This is a genomic window from Paenibacillus sp. J5 (assembly GCF_054955055.1).
The window spans coordinates 1-19883 of sequence record NZ_JBUEDD010000011.1 but is presented as its reverse complement, the minus strand read 5'-3'; the positions used below and the strand labels follow the sequence as shown (position 1 = coordinate 19883).

Annotated in this window: 18 protein-coding genes and 1 other RNA gene; 18 read left to right on the top strand and 1 reads right to left on the bottom strand. The window is 53.3% G+C overall.

Annotated features, from left to right (window positions below; all coding sequences use genetic code 11):
- Positions 1–104: 104 nt before the first annotated feature.
- Positions 105–545: a YwiB family protein gene (locus ACY1JZ_RS19415; protein ID WP_462630559.1), complete on the top strand. Its 441-nt coding sequence runs from the start codon at positions 105–107 to the stop codon at positions 543–545.
- 2 nt (positions 546–547) lie between these two features.
- Positions 548–2239: an arginine--tRNA ligase gene (gene argS / locus ACY1JZ_RS19410; protein ID WP_462630557.1), complete on the top strand. Its 1692-nt coding sequence runs from the start codon at positions 548–550 to the stop codon at positions 2237–2239.
- Positions 2240–2292: 53 nt separating this feature from the next.
- On the opposite strand, the gene ACY1JZ_RS19405 is transcribed toward argS, so the two are convergent.
- Positions 2293–3435: a S8 family peptidase gene (locus ACY1JZ_RS19405; RefSeq protein WP_462630556.1), complete on the bottom strand. Its 1143-nt coding sequence runs from the start codon at positions 3433–3435 to the stop codon at positions 2293–2295.
- Between the two features lie 556 nt (positions 3436–3991).
- Here ACY1JZ_RS19405 and rpoE point away from each other — a divergent pair.
- The 16 genes from rpoE (at position 3992) to ACY1JZ_RS19325 (ending at position 19470) form a co-directional block, all read left to right on the top strand.
- Positions 3992–4546 (top strand): DNA-directed RNA polymerase subunit delta, encoded by a 555-nt coding sequence (rpoE, locus tag ACY1JZ_RS19400; protein WP_462630554.1) that lies wholly within the window; start codon positions 3992–3994, stop codon positions 4544–4546.
- A gap of 692 nt (positions 4547–5238) precedes the next feature.
- Positions 5239–6843, top strand: coding sequence for a CTP synthase (gene pyrG / locus ACY1JZ_RS19395; protein ID WP_270167413.1), 1605 nt, complete (start codon positions 5239–5241; stop codon positions 6841–6843).
- 309 nt (positions 6844–7152) lie between these two features.
- Positions 7153–7551, top strand: a complete 399-nt coding sequence (locus ACY1JZ_RS19390; protein ID WP_270167414.1) for a response regulator — start codon at positions 7153–7155, stop codon at positions 7549–7551.
- Between the two features lie 449 nt (positions 7552–8000).
- The gene (gene fba / locus ACY1JZ_RS19385; RefSeq protein ID WP_462630552.1) at positions 8001–8855 is read left to right on the top strand and encodes a class II fructose-1,6-bisphosphate aldolase; all 855 of its coding nucleotides are present in this window, start codon (positions 8001–8003) and stop codon (positions 8853–8855) included.
- A gap of 252 nt (positions 8856–9107) precedes the next feature.
- Positions 9108–10361 (top strand): UDP-N-acetylglucosamine 1-carboxyvinyltransferase, encoded by a 1254-nt coding sequence (gene murA, locus ACY1JZ_RS19380; RefSeq protein WP_270167419.1) that lies wholly within the window; start codon positions 9108–9110, stop codon positions 10359–10361.
- A 52-nt stretch (positions 10362–10413) separates the two neighbouring features.
- Entirely contained in the window at positions 10414–11751 is a 1338-nt protein-coding gene (gene rho, locus ACY1JZ_RS19375) for a transcription termination factor Rho (RefSeq protein WP_270167421.1), read from the top strand.
- An 18-nt stretch (positions 11752–11769) separates the two neighbouring features.
- Positions 11770–13017, top strand: a complete 1248-nt coding sequence (locus ACY1JZ_RS19370; RefSeq protein WP_270167423.1) for a radical SAM family protein — start codon at positions 11770–11772, stop codon at positions 13015–13017.
- 122 nt (positions 13018–13139) lie between these two features.
- Positions 13140–13337, top strand: coding sequence for a 50S ribosomal protein L31 (gene rpmE, locus ACY1JZ_RS19365; RefSeq protein ID WP_270167425.1), 198 nt, complete (start codon positions 13140–13142; stop codon positions 13335–13337).
- Positions 13338–13412: 75 nt separating this feature from the next.
- Positions 13413–13820, top strand: a complete 408-nt coding sequence (locus ACY1JZ_RS19360; RefSeq protein WP_270167427.1) for a hypothetical protein — start codon at positions 13413–13415, stop codon at positions 13818–13820.
- 45 nt (positions 13821–13865) lie between these two features.
- An RNA gene (gene ffs, locus ACY1JZ_RS19355) (signal recognition particle sRNA large type) lies at positions 13866–14132 on the top strand.
- A 186-nt stretch (positions 14133–14318) separates the two neighbouring features.
- Positions 14319–15797: an ATP-binding protein gene (locus tag ACY1JZ_RS19350; RefSeq protein WP_270167429.1), complete on the top strand. Its 1479-nt coding sequence runs from the start codon at positions 14319–14321 to the stop codon at positions 15795–15797.
- 220 nt (positions 15798–16017) lie between these two features.
- Positions 16018–17796 (top strand): DNA polymerase III subunit gamma/tau, encoded by a 1779-nt coding sequence (gene dnaX, locus ACY1JZ_RS19345; RefSeq protein ID WP_270167431.1) that lies wholly within the window; start codon positions 16018–16020, stop codon positions 17794–17796.
- Between the two features lie 43 nt (positions 17797–17839).
- Positions 17840–18151 (top strand): YbaB/EbfC family nucleoid-associated protein, encoded by a 312-nt coding sequence (locus ACY1JZ_RS19340; RefSeq protein WP_270167433.1) that lies wholly within the window; start codon positions 17840–17842, stop codon positions 18149–18151.
- 15 nt (positions 18152–18166) lie between these two features.
- Entirely contained in the window at positions 18167–18766 is a 600-nt protein-coding gene (gene recR, locus ACY1JZ_RS19335; protein ID WP_270167435.1) for a recombination mediator RecR, read from the top strand.
- Positions 18767–18934: 168 nt separating this feature from the next.
- The gene (locus ACY1JZ_RS19330; protein WP_270167437.1) at positions 18935–19210 is read left to right on the top strand and encodes a DUF2508 family protein; all 276 of its coding nucleotides are present in this window, start codon (positions 18935–18937) and stop codon (positions 19208–19210) included.
- Positions 19207–19470 carry a pro-sigmaK processing inhibitor BofA family protein gene (locus ACY1JZ_RS19325; protein ID WP_270167439.1) on the top strand — a complete coding sequence of 88 codons (264 nt, stop codon included), beginning with the start codon at positions 19207–19209 and terminating at the stop codon, positions 19468–19470. The genes ACY1JZ_RS19330 and ACY1JZ_RS19325 overlap by 4 nt, the downstream gene beginning before the upstream one ends.
- The last annotated feature ends 413 nt before the right edge of the window (positions 19471–19883 follow it).

Here is a 19883-nt window from a genome sequence, read left to right as displayed (position 1 = left end):
TATCATCATAGCGGGGAATCGTTCGGAATGCCAACCGATAAGCGATCAGGTGTGCGGTCAGGTATGTACTAGACGATTAGACGATAGAAAGCGGGAATGGATGAATGGCACGACAAAAGCAGCTCGTCCGTGTCCGGCTGGAGAGTCGGCAGGAGGATGAGCGGACGGTTCATGAGTATGACGGTGAATGGGTAGTCAAGGAGCGCTCCGGTTATCTGCTGTATGAGGAGCATGACGAGGGCGGGCATCCTGTGAAGACGACGATCCGTGTTCGCCCGGATGAGCTTAGTATTGTCCGCAGGGGCGCAGTTGTATCGGAGCAGCGGTATATTAAGGGGCTGCGCCAGGCTGGAGAATACAGCACGAAGGGATTGCGGTTCCGACTGGAGACGGTGACCGACCTGCTGACCATTACAAGTGCAAAGGCAGCGGACAGCGGGCTGCTTCCGCTCCCGCTGGATATTTCCTGGAGCTACACCTTATGGATGGATGAACAACATATCGGCCGGTTTGAGCTCCGGCTGTACATTGAGGAGGCTGATTAATCATGAGCGTAACTGGAAATCAAGGCGTATTAGAAGCAACCTATTCACGGCTGAAATCGGCGATCGGCAAGGCTGCTGTCGCTGCGGGGCTGGCGCAGCAGGAGGAGCTGCCGGCATTTGTGCTGGAGGTTCCCAAGGAGAAGGCACATGGCGACTTGGCTACGAATGCGGCGATGCAATTGACCAAGCTGGCGAAGAAAAATCCACGGGCCATCGCAGAGGCCATCATTGCTCATCTGGAATTTGCCGAAGCGGGGATCGTATCGGCGGAGATTGCCGGGCCGGGATTCATCAATTTCCGTCTGGACAAAAGCTTTCTCTATCCGATTATTCAGCAAGTACTGCAGGCTGGCGAGCAATATGGGCGGACAACGACGGGTACAGGACAGAGTGTCCAGATTGAATTCGTCAGTGCCAACCCGACAGGAAGTCTGCATCTGGGTCATGCCCGCGGTGCGGCTGTAGGCGATGCGCTGTGCAATGTGCTGGATTTCGCAGGCTTCCGCGTATCGCGCGAATATTACATTAACGATGCCGGCAATCAGATCAACAACCTGGCCTATTCGATCGAGGCCAGATATAAGCAGCAGCTTGGGCTGGAGGCGCAGATGCCGGAGGATGGCTATTACGGTGAAGATATAGTCGGATTTGCCAAGGAGCTGACCGAGCAGGAGGGAGATCGGCTGCTGGCGCTGCCGGACGAGGAGCGGTTCCATTACTTCCGCGAGTTTGGTCTGAAGCGGGAGCTGGACAAAATCAAGCGGGATCTGGAGCGGTTCCGCGTACCGTTCGATGTATGGTATAGCGAAACCTCGCTCTATACAAGCGGCCTGGTAGAGGATGCGCTAGTTGCACTGCGTGAGCGCGGCCAGGTGTTTGAGGAGGAAGGCGCGACGTGGCTGAGCACGATGCCGTTTGGCGACGACAAGAACCGTGTACTGGTCAAAAATGACGGCTCCTACACGTATCTGACGCCGGATATTGCGTACCACCGTACCAAATACGAGCGCGGCTTCGATTGGATCATTAATATATGGGGGGCAGACCATCATGGCTACATCCCGCGCATGAAGGCGGCGATGGAGGCGCTGGGGAATGACCCGAACCGTCTCATCGTGCTCGTCGCGCAGATGGTGAGCCTGTTCCAGAACGGTGAGAAGGTCAAAATGTCCAAGCGCACCGGCAAAGCCGTTACCGTCGAGGAGTTGATGGATGAGGTGGGCGTGGATGCGATGCGCTACTTCTTCACGATGCGCAGCATGGACTCCCATCTGGACTTTGACATGGATCTGGCGATCTCCAAGTCCAATGAGAACCCGGTCTTCTATGTGCAGTATGCCCATGCCAGAATCTGTAGCATCTTCCGCCAGGCGGACGAGCAGGGCGTGGATGTGTCGGCGCTCGACCAGGCCGATCTGGGCAGACTGGACAAGGAGGCGGAATATGATCTGATCCGCAAGATCGGAGAGCTGCCGCAGGAGATTGCGGAGGCAGCAGCTCAGTATGCGCCCCATCGGATGGTGCGCTATGTATATGAAGTGGCTTCCCAGTTGCATAGCTACTACAGGGCAGAGCGCGTCATTACCGAGGACGCGGCGCAGACACAGGCGCGGCTCGCGCTGCTGGCGGCTGTTCGCACGACCCTGGCGAATGTGCTTCGCTTGCTGGGGGTTTCTGCGCCCGAGCAGATGTAACCTTAATTCAGGATGGCTCGGCTGCCTGTGCTTCAGGCGGCCGGGCCTGTATCCTATGGACGTGCGGAGTGATCCGCAGCCCGCAGCATCTTCATAATGTCCAGCTCGCCGGTTACCTTAGGGGCTTTGCTGCCACGCAGGGGCTGCATCGCCTGCTTCAGAATTAACTTGATCTCCGAAGGCCCCAGCTCTGGATAGCGAGCCAGCAGCAGAGCGACAGCACCGCTTACATGTGACGTCGCCATCGAGGTGCCGCTCATCTCATGATATTTGCCGCGTAGCCAGGCAGATACAATCCGGTCTCCTGGCGCATAGATGTCGATATGACTGCCCCTATTGCTGAACGGAGCAATGCGCCGCAGGCGATTGGTTGCCCCGACAGAGATGGTCTGTGAATAGCGAGCCGGGTAGTCGATGGCTTTGCGCTTGCTGTCATTGCCTGACGACGCAACAATAATAACGCCTGAATGATAGGCATTGGCAACAGCGTTAAGAAGTGCCTTGCTCCGGGACTTCATCCCGAAGCTCATATTAATGATATGGATGCGATTACGGACACACCAGTCGATGCCCAAGATAATATCGGACACGTAGGCGCTGCCATTATGATCGAATGCCTTGACCGGAGAGATCGTCGACCGCGGGGCTACGCCAATCATACCCTTGGGCTGATTGGCCGCGGCGATCGTTCCGGCGATATGTGTGCCATGCCCGTTATCGTCATGCGGCAGCGTCGAGCGGTTGAGGAGATTGATGCCCCGTGTGAGCGATTGCCGCAGATCGGGATGGCTGAAGTCGACTCCGGTATCGATGACTCCGATGCGTATTCTATGTCCGGTCGTCTTGCTCCATGCTGCGGGCGCCTTCACCTGCTGGACACCCCATGGGATGCCGCCAGCGGGCTGAGGCGTCTTTTTGACGCTGGAGTGGACGGTAACCTCTTCGTCCTCCTCGACCCAGATCATGCTCGAATCGAGCTCAGGCGTGCGATCGGCCATACGGCAGGATAAGGCCTGAATAAGCGGCATGGGCTTAATTTGGTACAGTTGAGGATTCGACTTGGCGGACTCGGACAATATGCGGGTGCATTGCTCATACACAGCGGGATCATGGAAATGGATGATTTTCTGCCTGGCGGTATGGTTCTGTTCGACTGTGGCGGCCTGCAGCCAGTGGATAAATGCGGTTGAATCCAATTTGCAACCCTCCCGACGACCGTGCTGAGCTATTGTATGAGACATGGCTTACGTCGGAATGAGCAAGTAACCTGATTTCAAATAAATAGGCGCGCAGCCGTGTCAAATATCGGCTTCGGACATAGTATAAGAGTGAGAGTTTAGCCGGCCTCTCACCGGTACCGGAGCCGTGCAGATGCGTGTGCGCTTTCGGTAGGATACAGTCGAAGCGAAGGGGAAACCCTTCGCTTTTTTAATATATAAGCATGTGTACGTGCTGTTCGCCTTATATGTGCTTCTATATCTGCGCGAAACGAAGCGCACCTCCCAAGGACGGCGAGCGCCGTATCCGTCTGTTGTTCACTCGATCAAGGGGGAATACCTTGTTAAAGGCGGCCGTTATAGCGCCAAGGTCATGAAAGCAGCAGTTACATACGTCTGGAAATCATTTTTGCAGTGGGATCAGATGGAGCGGATAGGTGCTTGCATTTTAACAGGAAATAGGTTTTACTATAGTGTGATAATGGATAGGGCATGCGAAGAAGCTGAAGCATATAGCATGAGAGGATGGGTGGAAATGAGCAGTGAGTTAACCTTGAAAATTAGCTCCGAACGGATTCAGGAAATGCCGATGGTCGATCTGGCGTTTGAAGTGTTGAAGGCAGCCAATACGCCTTACTATTACAGGGATCTGATGCTTGAAATCGCTAAAATTAGAGGTCTGTCCCAGGATGAGATCAATCAGGTGATTGCACAGGTGTATACGGAGATCAATATTGATGGCCGCTTTGCCTGTGTTGGCAGCAATATGTGGGGCTTGAAGCGCTGGTACCCGGTAGAGCGCTCCGAAGATCCGGTCGGCAACGCGAAGCGTCCACGCATCATTAACGATGACGATGATGATGAGGAAGATATTTTCGTGGACGAGGAAGAGGAAACCTACGTGGCGGACGACGAGGATTACGATCTGTATAATGAGGATAGTGAGGACATCTTCGACGAATCGGAGGAGGAAGCTGAAGTCGACGGCGAGGGCATGATCGACGACGAGGAGATTGAGGAAGAATCCGAGGAAGAAGAAGAGTTCGGCGAAGAATCCGAGGAAGAGTCGAACGAGGAAGAAGACCGCTAGCGCTAGGCGCACAAGCGGCGTATCACGGCAGAGCTCGCTCCCGGCGTGGAATGACTGGCTGCATGGCGGTGGTCAGTCATCCAAGCCGGTGAGTGGATGTGGCGTCTATTCGCTGTACTGGCTGCGGGGGGACTGGGAAGCAGCCAGTTGCTAGGCAGCTTGCAGGGCATCATGATCATAGCCTAGGGGTCGTGATTTTGACCATGCCGCAGCGCTGTGCCCGTGACGTGCAGCACCCTTCTTACTATGCAAGCGTGGCGGCCAGATTTTCTCTGAATGGCGGCTGCCGTTAACCCTTGACAGAGCTGGTGCTACAGAGTAAACTATTGCATGGGCTACAGATTTGATTTTTAATATGATGGACAATTTTAAAAGTGCCCCGTGGCAGCGGGTGTCACTTTTTTTGTTTAATATATAAGGATTTATAAGCAAAACAGCTTATACCTCACTTATATATCTACGCGAAACGAAGCTTAGCCCGTCAAGGCCTCTAGAGGCCTGCGACAGCCGTTTACACGTGGTGTTTAGATGGATATACAAAACAGCTTGGCCGTCTTCCGGGACGGCGTTCGCCGTTTTGGCATGCAATATAGTTGTTTCTGTCAGGCCGGCGGTCCGCGCTTGCGGCTGTTTGACCATGCACAAAAATGGGCAACCCTAATATTAACATAACGCTTGGAGGGTATTATTTCGTGACAAAGTACATTTTCGTAACAGGCGGTGTCGTCTCCTCGTTGGGCAAGGGAATTACGGCTGCTTCGCTCGGCCGGCTCCTGAAGAACCGCGGACTGAAAGTAACGATTCAAAAATTCGATCCTTACATTAACGTTGACCCCGGAACAATGAGTCCTTACCAGCACGGCGAGGTGTTCGTCACGGATGATGGGGCGGAGACTGATCTTGATCTGGGACACTATGAGCGGTTCATTGATATTAATCTCTCCAAGAATAGCAATGTAACAACCGGTAAAATCTACTCCACCGTCATCAGCAAGGAGCGCCGTGGCGAATACCTCGGCGGTACGGTGCAGGTTATCCCGCATATTACCAATGAAATCAAGGAACGGGTCTTCCGTGCGGGCAAGGAAGCAGGCTCTGACGTCGTTATTACAGAGATTGGCGGCACTGTAGGAGATATTGAGAGCTTGCCGTTTCTGGAGGCTATCCGTCAGATCAAGAGCGATATTGGGCGCGACAACGTCATGTATATCCACGTTACGCTGATTCCTTACATTAAGGCTGCCGGCGAGGTGAAGACGAAGCCGACCCAGCATAGTGTTAAGGAGCTGCGTAGCATCGGCATTCAGCCGAATGTAATCGTATGCCGCACCGAGTATCCGATTGCCGAGGACTTGAAGCGTAAGATCGCCCTGTTCTGCGACATCGACGCCAATGCGGTAGTGGAGTGTGTCGACGCATCCAATCTATATGAAGTACCGCTCAACTTGCGCGAGCAAGGGCTGGACGACATTGTTGTCAATCACCTGAAGCTTGAGGCCGGGCAGCCAGACATGACCGAGTGGGAATCGCTCGTGCAGCGCGTGAAGTCGCTTGAGAAGACGACGGAGATCGCGATTGTCGGCAAGTACGTCGCGCTGCATGATGCCTATCTTAGTATTGTGGAATCACTCGGACATGCCGGCATTGATGCCAATTCGGATGTCAAGCTGCGCTGGGTGAATGCCGAGGAGCTTACCGACGACAATGTGGCTGAGGCGCTCTCTGGCGTTCATGGCATCCTCGTTCCGGGCGGCTTCGGCGATCGGGGCATCGAGGGCAAGATTGTTGCGATTCGTCATGCACGCGAGAATCAGGTACCCTTCTTCGGCATCTGTCTGGGGATGCAGGTGGCGGTTATCGAATACGCCCGCCATGTTGCTGGACTCAGAGGGGCGAACAGCTCGGAGATTGATTCCTCCACCTCATACCCGGTCATTGACCTGCTGCCGGAGCAAAAGGACATTGAGGATCTGGGCGGCACGATGCGCCTGGGCTTGTACCCGTGCAAGATCAGCGAAGACACGTTGGCGTGGCGCGCTTATGGCGATGAGCTGGTCTATGAGCGTCACCGCCATCGCTACGAATTCAACAACGAGTACAAGGAGCAGATTGAGAAGGCTGGCCTGAAGTTCTCTGGCACATCCCCTGACGGTCGCTTGGCGGAGATTGTGGAGCTGCCAGGGCATCCATGGTTCCTGGCTGTCCAGTTCCATCCAGAGTTCACTTCTCGCCCGAATCGTCCACAGCCGCTGTTCCGCGATTTTGTGCGTGCTGCGCTGAGCTACGCTGGTCAATAACATTCATAGCGCGGTTATCCGCGCTGTTCCCTGCATTTTAGAGGTTCGATTGGCGTTCGGAGCCAAGCAGCAGAGCTGCTGAGGGTCCGAACGCCTTTTTGTAATCTAGTGGAAATGGTTTTTTTTAGGCGAAGAAGGAGATTGGGTGATGGGGCGCGAATATAGTAACGATTATGGAAGAGTTGACATCTTCATGCGGCGCCGGATAAATTTGATCTCCATGCTTCACCGGTAACGCTGGCAAATCATGAGCGTCTAGGCTTGCTTGGGATTTGCACCTTGTGTCGCTCACTTGTAGGAGGGCTAAAGTTGGAAAAGAAGAAAGTGTTGATTGTGGACGATCAAAACGGCATTCGTGTGCTACTCGTGGAAGTTTTCAGCAGCGAGGGTTACCAGACCTTTCAGGCTTCCAACGGCAAGCTTGCATTGGAGATCGTAAGAACGGAGTCTCCGGATCTGGTGCTGCTGGATATGAAGATCCCGGGCATGGACGGCCTGGAAATTCTGAAGCATATCAAAGCCATCAACCGCGACATCAAGGTAATTATGATGACAGCATACGGCGAGCTGGATATGATTAAAGAAGCGACAGACCTGGGAGCGGTCATGCATTTTACCAAGCCGTTCGATATTGACGAGATGAGAGTGGCTGTCAATATGCAGTTGAGGGACGGAGAGTCGAACAACTGTTATGCGATGGGGTCCTAGCAGACCCCTGAAGTTTTGCTTCAGAACTATGGAAGTCGCCCTTAGTGAAACCGTCCTATAGGCTTGCCTCACACCCGATCCCCTTATGTAAGCACCACGCCTGCAATCGTATTCCCTACGTCCCAAGCCAATGGAAATTTGTGAAAATGAGAAAAAATTAAATATATGTGAACGTAGCAAGTGGGGTATAATGAAGGCGTTCTCACGGTGCATTTTGCCAGCAAAAGATATGCTTTTGCACTCAAGTATACGCTTACGTTCCTGATGACAGCATCGACGTCAATGACCGTAGTCACATGAGCGGCAAAGGCAGGTGATACCGAGGGTGCCGCAAGGGCAGTGACAACATGCTTCTCTTTACATAATCGCGTTACCTTGTGGTATAATGTCTCAGTATGACAAGTCTGTTCGGGCTTGAGTCAAAATGCATCTATAGGAGGAAGAGAACCATGCCATTGGTATCGATGAACGAATTTTTGCCAAAAGCAAAAGCCAACAAATTTGCAGTAGGTCAGTTCAACATGAATAACCTGGAGTTTGCTCAGGCTATCGTTGACGCTGCAATTGAAGAGAAAGCTCCATTTATTTACGGTGTTAGCGAAGGCGCACTGAAATATATGGGCATCGAGTTTACAGTTGCCATTGCGGAAGCGGCTGCGAAGAAATCCGGACTTCCAATTGCACTGCATCTCGACCACGGCAGCAGCTTTGAAGTAGCGATGAAATGTATCCGTGCGGGCTTCTCCTCGGTTATGTTTGACGGCTCCCACTATTCTCTGGAGGATAACATCCGCCTGACCAAAGAAGTGGTTAAAGCTGCACGCGCGATGGGCGTATCCGTTGAGGGCGAGCTGGGAACAATTGGCGGCGTTGAGGATGACATCAGCGTGGATGATGAGCATGCAAGCCTGGCGAAGCCGGAAGAAGCGATTCGCTTCTATGAAGAGACTGGCGTAGACTGTCTGGCAATCGCTGTAGGTACTGCTCACGGTATGTACAAGGGAGAGCCGAAAATCCATTATGATATTATCCAAAAAGTAGTCGACGCGATTCCAGTTCCTGTCGTACTGCATGGCGGATCCGGCGTGCCTGACGATGCAATTCGCCAAGCAATCCAAGCTGGCGTTGGCAAAATCAACGTAAATACTGAAAACCAAGTGGCTTGCACGAACGCTATTCGTGAAGTTCTGGCTGCCAATGCGACTGTATATGACCCACGTAAATATCTGACTCCTGCACGCAATGCAATGCAGGCTGTTGTTCAAGAGAAAATTCGTCTGTTCGGCAGCAGCAACCAAGCTTAATCGCTGTACTCCGACCTTGAACGGCACAACGGCTATTTCCGTCTACGGACGCCAATACGTTTCGTACAGTCCGATAAGCGATTAAAGGGCTGGCGTTACTTCCGAAACAAATGAAATCCCGTCTTTGCCTGAGCAGCTCGCAGTCCTCGGGTCTTCTGGATATGCTTTTCCGGGTGGATAAGGTACTGCCTGCGACGGGTCTAAGGCGGGTTTTCCTTTGTCTTCTTCTCAAGTGGGAGGATTATGAACGACATGGAAAAATTAATGATTCGAGGCGGTCGTCCGCTGCGCGGCACAGTTCAGATCAGTGGCGCGAAGAACAGTGCAGTTGCTCTGATCCCGGCAGCATTGCTGGCGGAGACAGAGGTTACTCTTGATAATTTGCCGCGCTTGAGCGATGTAGCCGTGTATAGCGAGATTCTTCAAGAGCTGGGCGGCAAGGTCGTCTGGGATGGCGCTACGATGAAGATTGATCCTTCTGCTCTGACATCCAAGCCGATGCCCAATGGCAAAGTTAAGCTGCTGCGTGCTTCCTATTACTTGATGGGCGCGCTGCTTGGGCGGTTTGGCGAGGCGACGATCGGATTGCCTGGGGGCTGTAATTTTGAGCCGCGGCCGATCGACCAGCATATCAAAGGCTTTGAAGCGCTCGGAGCTACGGTAACGAACGATCATGGCTCCATCCGAATCTCCGCGAAGGAGCTGCGGGGTGCGAAGATCTACCTGGATGTTGTTAGCGTCGGTGCTACCATTAATATTATGCTTGCGGCTTCCAGAGCTAAGGGCTCCACAATTATCGAAAATGCGGCAAAAGAGCCTGAAATTATAGATGTAGCCACCTTGCTTAGCGCGATGGGAGCCAAAATCAAGGGGGCTGGGACCGAAACGATCCGCATCGAAGGTGTCGATAGCCTGCACGGTTGCCGGCATTCGATTATTCCTGACCGGATTCAGGCCGGTACCTATATGATCGCAGCGGCTGCGACCCGAGGCGATGTACTGATTGATAATGTTATACCCAAGCATATGGAAGCTGTTACGGCCAAGCTGCAGGAGATGGGTGTCCAGGTCTATGAGCTGGATGAGGCCATCCGCATCGTCGGTCAGCCTGCCTATCATGCCATAGATGTAAAAGCACTTGTGTACCCCGGATTTGCTACAGACCTCCAATCCCCTATGACCAGCTTGCTTACGCAAGCCGCCGGCGTCAGTATTTTATCAGACTATGTGTACAGCAACCGATTCAAGCATGTCCCTGAGCTGATGCGTATGGGAGCCAATATACGTATTGAGGGGCGATCAGCGATTATTGAGGGTGGACCGCTCAATGGGGCGAAGGTTCGCGCTGCCGATCTGCGTGCGGGCGCTGCACTGACCGTTGCGGGGTTGACGGTGACCGATGGGGTAACAGAGATAACCGGAGTGGAATATATCGATCGCGGCTACGATTTCCTGGTCGATAATCTGCGTAATCTGGGTGCGGATGTTTGGCGCGAGAGCGAATAGAGTTGCATAAATCCGGCAAAGCTGGATGAAAATCAAATAAAGTGGTGAGAACATGACGGAACTGCAGATCGCAGATCTGGAAGAATTAAAGCTGACGGAGCTATATAAGCTCGCCAAGCAGTATCAAATTCCTTATTATGGGCAATTGAAGAAGAAAGAACTGATCTTTGCTATTCTCCGTGCCCAGGCTGAAAAGAGCGGCTTGATGTTCATGCAGGGCGTGCTCGAAATTTTGCCGGAGGGCTTCGGCTTCCTGAGGCCGATCAATTATCTTCCAAGCCCCGAGGACATCTATATCTCGGCTTCCCAGATTCGCAAGTTCGACCTGCGAACGGGAGACCTGGTATCCGGCAAGTGCCGGGCGCCTAAGGAGAATGAACGGTATTTCGGATTGCTGCAAGTCAATGCGGTCAATGGAGAGAACCCGACGCAGGCTGCTGAGCGGCTTCATTTCCCTGCCCTAACCCCGCTATTTCCTGAGAAGAAACTGGTTATGGAAACTGCCCCCAACAAACTGTCTACACGTATCATGGATCTGTTGGCTCCTGTTGGCCTGGGACAGCGCGGACTGATTGTTGCTCCGCCAAAGGCAGGCAAAACCTTGCTGTTGAAGGAGATTGCCAACAGTATCTCCACCAACCAACCGGATATTGAGCTGTTCGTTCTGCTGATTGATGAGCGGCCAGAGGAAGTGACCGACATGCAGCGCTCGGTGAAGGGCGAAGTGGTGGCGTCCACGTTTGATGAGCTTCCTGAGCATCATATCAAGGTAGCCGAGCTGGTGCTGGAGCGCGCGTTGCGTCTTGTAGAGCACAAGAAGGATGTTGTGATATTGCTGGACAGCATCACACGGCTGGCGCGGGCGTATAACCTCGTCATTCCACCATCGGGTCGCACGCTAAGCGGTGGTATTGATCCGGCAGCCTTCCATCGTCCGAAACGTTTCTTTGGCTCGGCGCGCAACGTGGAAGAGGGAGGCAGCTTGACCATTCTGGCAACCGCTCTGGTAGAGACTGGCTCCCGTATGGATGATGTCATCTATGAGGAATTCAAGGGAACCGGCAACATGGAGCTGCATCTGGATCGCAAGCTCGCGGAGAGAAGAATCTTCCCAGCACTGGATATTCGTCGTTCCGGGACACGGCGCGAGGAGATGCTGCTGACGAAGGAAGAGCTGGAAAAAGTATGGGCGATCCGCAAGTCGATGAATGATTCGCTCGAATTTGTAGACGGATTCCTCAAGAAGCTGGCGGACAGCAAGACCAATGCGGAGTTTCTGATGGCGCTCGACACGTCGAGCGTTGCAGAGAAGAGTACGCCTTCCCGTCCGTCTGCTGGAAGCAGCAGCTCGACTGGTCGCAGGCCGACTCGCTCCACTCCGGTATCTTAGGGAAGAAGGTTGGACAACATGAATCTGGTATACGCAGATGAGCAAGGCAATGTCTTTGACCATCCAGACTATCTGGCTCTTGGCCGGAGTGCGGAGATGGTCATCGAGCTGATGGAGGATGAGCTGATTCCGCTCCCTGATGGGGCGACTCTGGTGGGATTGCCATATACAAGACCTGTGGGGCTGAACATGCACACCGGCAAGATGGAGCTTCTTCCTGGCAAGCTGCAGGCTGTTGGCGCGCTGCTTCCGCAAGGATTTACGAGGCTGGCGCTGCCAGGCTACGTCAAGTCCGACAAGACGCAGAAGCTGCCGCTATTTGGCTACTCCGCTGTTGTCTGGAAGGAAGGGCGGTTCTATGTAGCTGCGGAGCAATCCGATGATCCCGAGCCATGGAATCCGCTGCATTGCGACCGCACGGAGCTGGGTGTGCAGGTGGAGAGGATCTTGGGGAAATACCCGGAGAATCGGCTGTTCCAGCATCTGTCCAATTGTGCGCTCGGCTACGAATGCCTGACGGCCTCCAATACGTTTTTGAACCGATTGGAGGGGGCGGTGCCTGTATCGTATTCCTGCAATGCGGGCTGCTTTGGCTGTATCTCGGAGCAGCCGGATGACAGCGGCTTTCCTGCTCCGCAGACACGGATGAACTTCAGGCCAACGGTAGAAGAAATTGTTGATATTATGCTAGAGCATCTTCAGGTGCCAGAGGCGATCATCAGCTTCGGCCAGGGCTGCGAAGGTGAGCCGTCTACGCAGGTGAAGCTCATCGTCGAGGCGATGCAGCGCGTGCGCAGCCAGACCTCGAACGGATACATTAACATTAATACCAATGCCGGACTGACAGATCATATCCGGGCCATCGTCGATGCCGGGTTGGATCTGATGCGTGTCAGCACGATCAGCGCACTGGACGAGCATTACAACGCCTACTATAAGCCGCGGGCCTATACGCTGGCTAATGTGGAGAAATCGCTGAAATATGCGACCTCCAAGGGCGTCTATACCTCCATCAATTATCTGATCTTCCCTGGCGTGACGGATCGCGAGGAGGAGATTGAAGCGATGATCGGGTTTGCCAAGCGAACAGGGCTGCGTCTCATTCAGATGCGTAATCTGAACATCGATCCCGAGAGCTATCTGGAGCTCATTCCGAAGGCACAAGGAGAAATCTATGGGATGAAGCAGGCGCTTGAGATTTTCAGATCCGAACTTCCAGATGTCGTAATTGGCTCTTACACCCATAAGCCGCCGGTAAAGGCGTAGCGCAGCAGGCGACCCGCGAAGAAATCATTGCAAGAGCTCGCCCACCTGTGATATAATCCCCTATGTTGTTAGATTGAACTCTGGGTCCACGAGTCGACTCAGGGCAGAAAGAGGTGAACGAGATGAAACAAGGTATTCATCCGACGTATCATGTTACAAATGTAACATGCGCATGCGGCAACAGCTTCGAGACTGGTTCGATCAAAGCGAACCTGCGCGTAGAGATTTGCTCTGTTTGCCACCCGTTCTTCACAGGAAAGCAGAAGTTTGTGGATGCTGGTGGACGCGTCGATCGTTTCAAGAAGAAATACGGCATTTAATGATCTGCCTCAATTTAGCAGAATACAAGAGCCTCCCTCAGCGCCATCCTATGGGTATCGAAGGGAGGCTTTTTTATGTTCATACGACGATCGCTTCGGCCTGTTGCTCTGCTGCTGCTTGCCACACTCCTTGCAGGTGTGCTGGGAACGGGATGCACAAGCTCTGGCAGAACGAAGAACGGTGTCAATACGTATGGTCATGACGGATACATGGGTTTGTCGAACAGCAATCCTAACCTGCCGCTCGGCAATTCCAATTATTACAGCTACAGCAATGATATCAAGTTCATGAAGGAGCAGCTATCCAGGCTGCCGGGCATTGAGCAGATGCGCTTCGTGATTCACGATCCACGGATTGAGGCGCGAATCAGGCCGCAACCTGGCATGAACGAGCAGGATGTGGAGCGGCTGCTTCAGGATGCGGAAGCGATCCTTCGGGAGAACATGCCCCGATACCAGATTCGGGTAGTACGTATGAAGTGAAGAAGTGGTTGCGTTGTGGACAAAGATCAGCTATACTTAGATTTACCGTGCTAGACGGGGAGGTAGCGGTGCCCTGTAACTCGCAATCCGCTGTAGCGAGGTTGAATTCCTGTCGTAGGTTTTGTTGATGTGGGGTTTGGTGCTTGTGAACAGTGTTGACGGTCGGGTCCTCCGCAATGGACACCTGTGAACCCGGTCAGGTCCGGAAGGAAGCAGCCGTAAGCAGTTTCGTTCATGTGCCGGGGGAGTGCCTGGCCTGAGCTGGAATCAAGAGTACCGCCTGGATCTCATTAATCGAGGGCAGGTGCACGGTATTACGATTCATATCGTGGCAGATTACACCTTTAGCGTTTTGAGCGCCCAGCGCTCGAATACGTTAGAGGTGTTTTTTCATTTATTTGAATCCATATGCTTTAGAAGGATTCTGTGTGCTTGAAATAGAATATAATGTAAGGTTTAACATGGATAAGACTTGTATCGGTAAGGGGGACCCACACGATGATTGACGAATCATTTGAACAAGCGATTCCGATAAGGCCGGAAGCGCTGGCCAAGCTATGGGATTCGCTGCTGTTTCCAGCAGCCGTTATGTTCAATGCTGACTTTGTCATCACCGAGCTGAACCGCCAATTTTTGGAGCAGACAGGACTGGCTTCAGATCAGGTTGTCGGACACCTGTTTGCGGATGTTTTTAATTGGGCGAGCCCTACCCCTCATCTGCCGGCGGGCCTGTCTGGGAATCGGGTATGGCTTACGGTGGCAGGACGAGAGGTTATGGAGTTTCAATGCTTTCTGTTTCGTCTCGATCTGGGAGAGGGCGGCGTAGCTAACCTGGCTCTACTCTCCGGGGGAGCTGTGAGGACGCGCAATTTATTACAGCAATTTGCACTGACCTTTCTCAAGGATGAGAACCTGGGTGTTATTCTGATGCAGCCGGATTTTCGGGTCAGCGACATCAGTCCATTGGCTTGCCGAGTGCTGGGCGTGTCACAGGAGGAGGTCATAGGCTACTCGATGGATGAGGTGTTCAGGGGAGCTCCCGGCGAGCACCAGATGCTTAAGCAAATGGTGATTGAGGAGATAGCGGTACATAACCATCCGCTGCGGCGGATGAGGGGAGATGAGCGGTGGGAGCTGCTGATGGACGCCAACCTGCTGCGGGATGAGCGGGAGAAGCTGTTGGGGGCTTATGTTATCTTTAAGGATGTATCGAATCTACGCTCGCTTGAGGAGCAGGTGCAGCGCAGCGATCGGTTATCGATGATTGGGCAGATTGCTGCGGGGACAGCGCATGAAATCCGTAATCCGCTGACAGCTATCAAGGGCTTTTTGCAAATGTTCAAAAAAACGCTGCGTGAGAAGCAACTCGATAAAGAATACGGCTACACAGAAATTATGCTGACCGAAATTGATCGAATCAATAATCTGGTCAGTGAGTTTCTGCTGCTCAGCAAACATAAGGATATCGTCTATGATCTTGTAGATCTAGGCGCTGTCTTGCGCGAGATCATGCCGATTGTTCGCAGCGAGGCGTTGCTGCATGGAGTTGTCCTGCAATTTGATGCGGAGTCTCCGTTGCCCAGAGTAGTGGCCGACCGGGAGATGCTGAAGCAGGTATTTTTGAACATATGCAAAAATGGAATCGAAGCGATGAAGCGTGGTGGAACGCTGGCGATCGGCAACCGGATTGAACGTGAAAACGGAAGTGGCAGATGGGTTCATGTCGATATTCATGATACTGGCTCCGGCTTGTCACCGTCTGTGGTGGACAAGATGTTCGATCCGTTCGTCACGACGAAGGAGGGCGGCACCGGACTCGGGCTTTCTGTATGTCAGCGGATTATTCATGATATGGGCGGGCATATCCGGGCAGTCCCAAGGGAGAAGGGAACCACATTCACCGTCAGCATTCCATGTCCGATGGAGGAACGAGTCGCAAAGGGGGATCGGGCAAGGCAGTATGCTGATGCTGACTAATGAAGAAATGAAGCTGGAGCGAGGAAATTATTGGCACTCTGATGGGAAGCCCGCGGGGCGATGTGGTCGCTTCAGGCTATGGCTGCGTAGGTAAGTGGCCGGACTGCTCATGTGCGGTTGCAGCGTAGAGGGTTCAAAAGCGGTTTTCGCATCAGTTGAGGATAGTGTATAATAGATTTATCGGACGTAAGTAGAGAAGCTGAGGAAAGGAAAGATTGGCGTGTCCCATATTGCTTTGTACCGCGCCTGGCGTCCCCAAACCTTCGGGGATATGGTAGGACAACGTCACATAATCCAGACGCTGCAGAATGCCATAGGGGAACGGCGTATTTCCCATGCTTATTTGTTTAACGGTCCTAGGGGCACAGGCAAGACGACTGCGGCCAAGGTGTTTGCCAAAGCGATCAACTGTCAGCATGGTCCGTCTGTGGAGCCCTGCAATGAGTGCGAGGCCTGTGTGGGCATTACGGCCGGCTCGATAATGGATGTCGTGGAGATCGATGCAGCCTCCAACCGGGGGATCGACGAAATTCGCGATATTCGCGACAAGGTTCGGTACGCGCCCTCCGAGGTCCGTTACAAGGTTTATATTATTGATGAAGTGCACATGCTGACTTCGGAAGCGTTTAACGCATTGCTGAAGACGCTGGAGGAGCCGCCGGGGCATGTCGTATTTATACTGGCTACAACCGAGCCTCACAAGCTGCCTGCCACGATTATCTCCAGATGCCAGCGCTTTGACTTCAGACAAGTAGCGCTGGAGGAGCAGACAAGCCGTCTTCAGCAGATATGCGACGAGGAAGGGCTGCAGGCGGAGGCGGAGGCGTTGTCCTATATTGCGCGCCTATCTGATGGCGGCATGCGCGATGCGATCAGCTTGCTCGAACAGGTGGCTGCGTTCTCCAAAGGGCATATGACGCTGGACGATGCGGTTGAAGTGACAGGCGGTGTTGCGGCTGAGCAATTCGCCAGCCTCGCGGAGGCGATCCTGCGTCGCGATGTCGCCGCACTGCTGCCATTAGTCGAAGGGTTGATGCAAGCGGGGAAAAGCCCGGATAAATGTATGGAGAATCTCGTCTATTACTTCCGTGATCTGCTGCTGCTCAAGCTGGTGCCAGAGGGAGTGCAATCCACCGAGCGGATCGTTCACACGGAGCGTTTTCGGGAGATGGCAGAGCAGTATGAGCGTGAACGGCTGTTCCAGATGATCGATATTCTTCATCAGTATCAGGTGGAGCTGAAGCATGCGGTACAGCCGCAGACGCTGCTTGAGGTAGCGCTGCTCAAGATCTGTACTGCAGGCAGCTCAGCTCCGGCGGGCGGAGCCAGCGCTCCACCGGCAGCCTCCTCTGGCGAGCTGGCGCGGCTGGAGCAGCAGGTGCGCCAGCTCGAGCAGAAGCTGGAGCAGGTGCTGCGCAGCGGCACGGGCGCGGGCGGCGGAGCCAGTGCTGCGGGCGCAGCGCCCGCGGTGCAGCCGGCCGGAGGTGGCGGGCGCCCCGGCTCCTTCGGCGCGCGCGCTGTAGGCGCCGGGGCGGGAGCGCGGCCGAAGGTGCGGCTGGAGCCGTATCTGGCTGCTCGCGGCAGCCAGGAGTTCCAGCAGATGCGTATGCAGTGGAATGAGGTGCTGCAGCGGGTCAAGGAAGCTGGCATCTCGATTCATGCTTGGCTCATCAACGGTGAGCCGGTATCGGCGTTGCCTGATTGTGTATTGATTGCGTTCAAGAATGAGATTCACAGGGAAACAACAGAGAAGCCGGCGAACCGTGAGCTGATCGAGCGGGTGCTGCAGGCCGTGATGAAGCGTGAGTTCAAATTTGCCACCATTATGCTGAAGGAATGGCAATCGGCTGTGGAACACCGCCCTGCCGCGGAGCCGGAGGAGTTCGTGATGGGCGAGCATCCTGCTGAAACTGCTGCGAGTCAGCCTTCAAGGCCGGAATGGGTGGAAGAGGCTGTCAAGCTGTTCGGTGAAGAGCTTGTGGTAATCTCTGACGAATAGCAAGGATTATGCATATCCAACTACTACTTATGAGGTGATAACAATGAATAACATGAACCAAATGATGAAGCAAGTGAAAAAAATGCAAGAGCAAATGCTGAAGGCGCAAGAGGCGCTGGGCCATAAAACGGTTGACGGTTCCTCTGGCGGCGGCGTGGTCTCCTGTACTGTGAATGGTCACAAGAAGCTGTTGAGCCTGACGATCAAGCCGGAGGCAGTTGACCCGGATGATGTCGAGATGCTGCAGGATCTGGTGCTCGCTGCGGTTAACGACGCGCTGGGCAAAGCGGAAGAAATGTCTAATGATGACATGAACAAATTCACCGGAGGCGTGAAAATTCCAGGGTTGTTCTAGAAGGAGCTGTACCTCTTGCATTATCCCGAACCGATAGCCAAGCTGATAGATTCTTTTTCCCGCCTGCCAGGGATTGGCCCGAAGACAGCCGCTCGTCTTGCGTTTCATGTGCTTCGAATGAAAGAGGATGATGTGATTGATTTTGCCAAAGCGCTGGTTAGCGTGAAGCGCAATCTGCACTATTGCTCGGTCTGCTGCAATATTACGGATGTCGATCCATGCCGTATCTGTCAGGACAAGACGCGGGATCAATCGGTCATCTGTGTGGTGCAGGAGGCCAAGGATCTGATCGCGATGGAGCGAACCAAGGAATTCATGGGTCAATACCATGTGCTGCAGGGGGCGATCTCGCCTATGGAGGGAATCGGTCCAGAGGAGATTCGGATTAGCGAACTGCTCACACGCCTCAGTGATGAGCGTGTACAGGAGCTGATTCTGGCAACGAATCCGAATATTGAAGGCGAGGCGACCGCGATGTATCTGTCGAGGCTCATCAAGCCGTTCGGTATACGAGTCACCCGAATCGCGCATGGGCTGCCAGTAGGCGGCGATCTCGAATACGCAGATGAGGTTACGCTCTCCAAGGCGCTTGAAGGCCGACGCGAGTTAGGTTGACTATGAAGCTAGCCGTATTCCCCAAGTTGGGAGTACGGCTATTTTCTATTGTATGAGTCATACCCAACGACCTTTCTTGCAGTCTTGCGGCTACTGTTCTAATCCGAGATTGGAGCTCATAGAGTAAGAGTGAGATTTGGGAAGAACGGGACAAGCGGGGGTGAGCTTATGAGCTGGTGGGAATCTTGGCGCAAGGGGAGGACAGGGGGGAGGGAGCTTGTCGAGCGGAGGCTGAAGTCAGACGAGCTGCTGCTGGAAATTCAGGAAGCGCACCGCGATTGGGTGAATGCTCAGCGTCATTTTGAATATGCGCTGGGCAAGGATCAGGTGGACTATGCTATTTTTGCCATTGAGGCTGCGGAGAAACGGTATGAGATGCTTCTGCGGCAAGCCAAAGGATTGAATCGTCCTCAAGTCGGAGAACAAGAGGAGGAAGCGGGATGAAAATGGTGTGGTTGACGATACTGGCAGGCTCGCTGGCGTTGCTGGTATTGATGTGGATTCGAAGTAGATTGTCTTGGTTGACGATTCAACGTTTTTTGCTGCATCTGGTGGCCGCAGCCCTTCTCCTGTATGTGCTTAATTTCTCCGGCTGGGTGTCGGGCTTCCACATCCCGCTGAATCCGCTGACGGTTGCGGTGGTCGTCATACTGGGCGTGCCAGGCATCTTGCTTATTCTGGCGTTGCAGTGGCTATTGCTGTAAAACAATTTCTAGCCTAATCTCTAAAAGTAGCTTTATTGCTTTTAGAGATTAGCTATGTCTAAGTGGGGTTCGCTTTATATCGTCATCTATATTGACGTAAACCGAAGGCTTGCTCCGTCCAGCACGGCGGAAGTCTTACAGTCCTGTGTATGAACAATCAGTGAGATAGCTCACATCAGGCCTTCTATATTCAAGCGGAACGCAGGTTAGTCCGTCAATAGGAAGGTGAGTCGAATGTCCTCGGTAGAGAGCAGTGGCAAGAATTGAAATAAATATATGGCCTACCGTTGACAACGATAGAAAGAGTATGTTATATTACTTCTTGCGCCTGAGAGAGCGAGATAATGAAAGAAAAAAGATTTAAAAAAAAGCTTGCAATCAACTAGGCGAATGTGTTATATTAATAAAGTCGC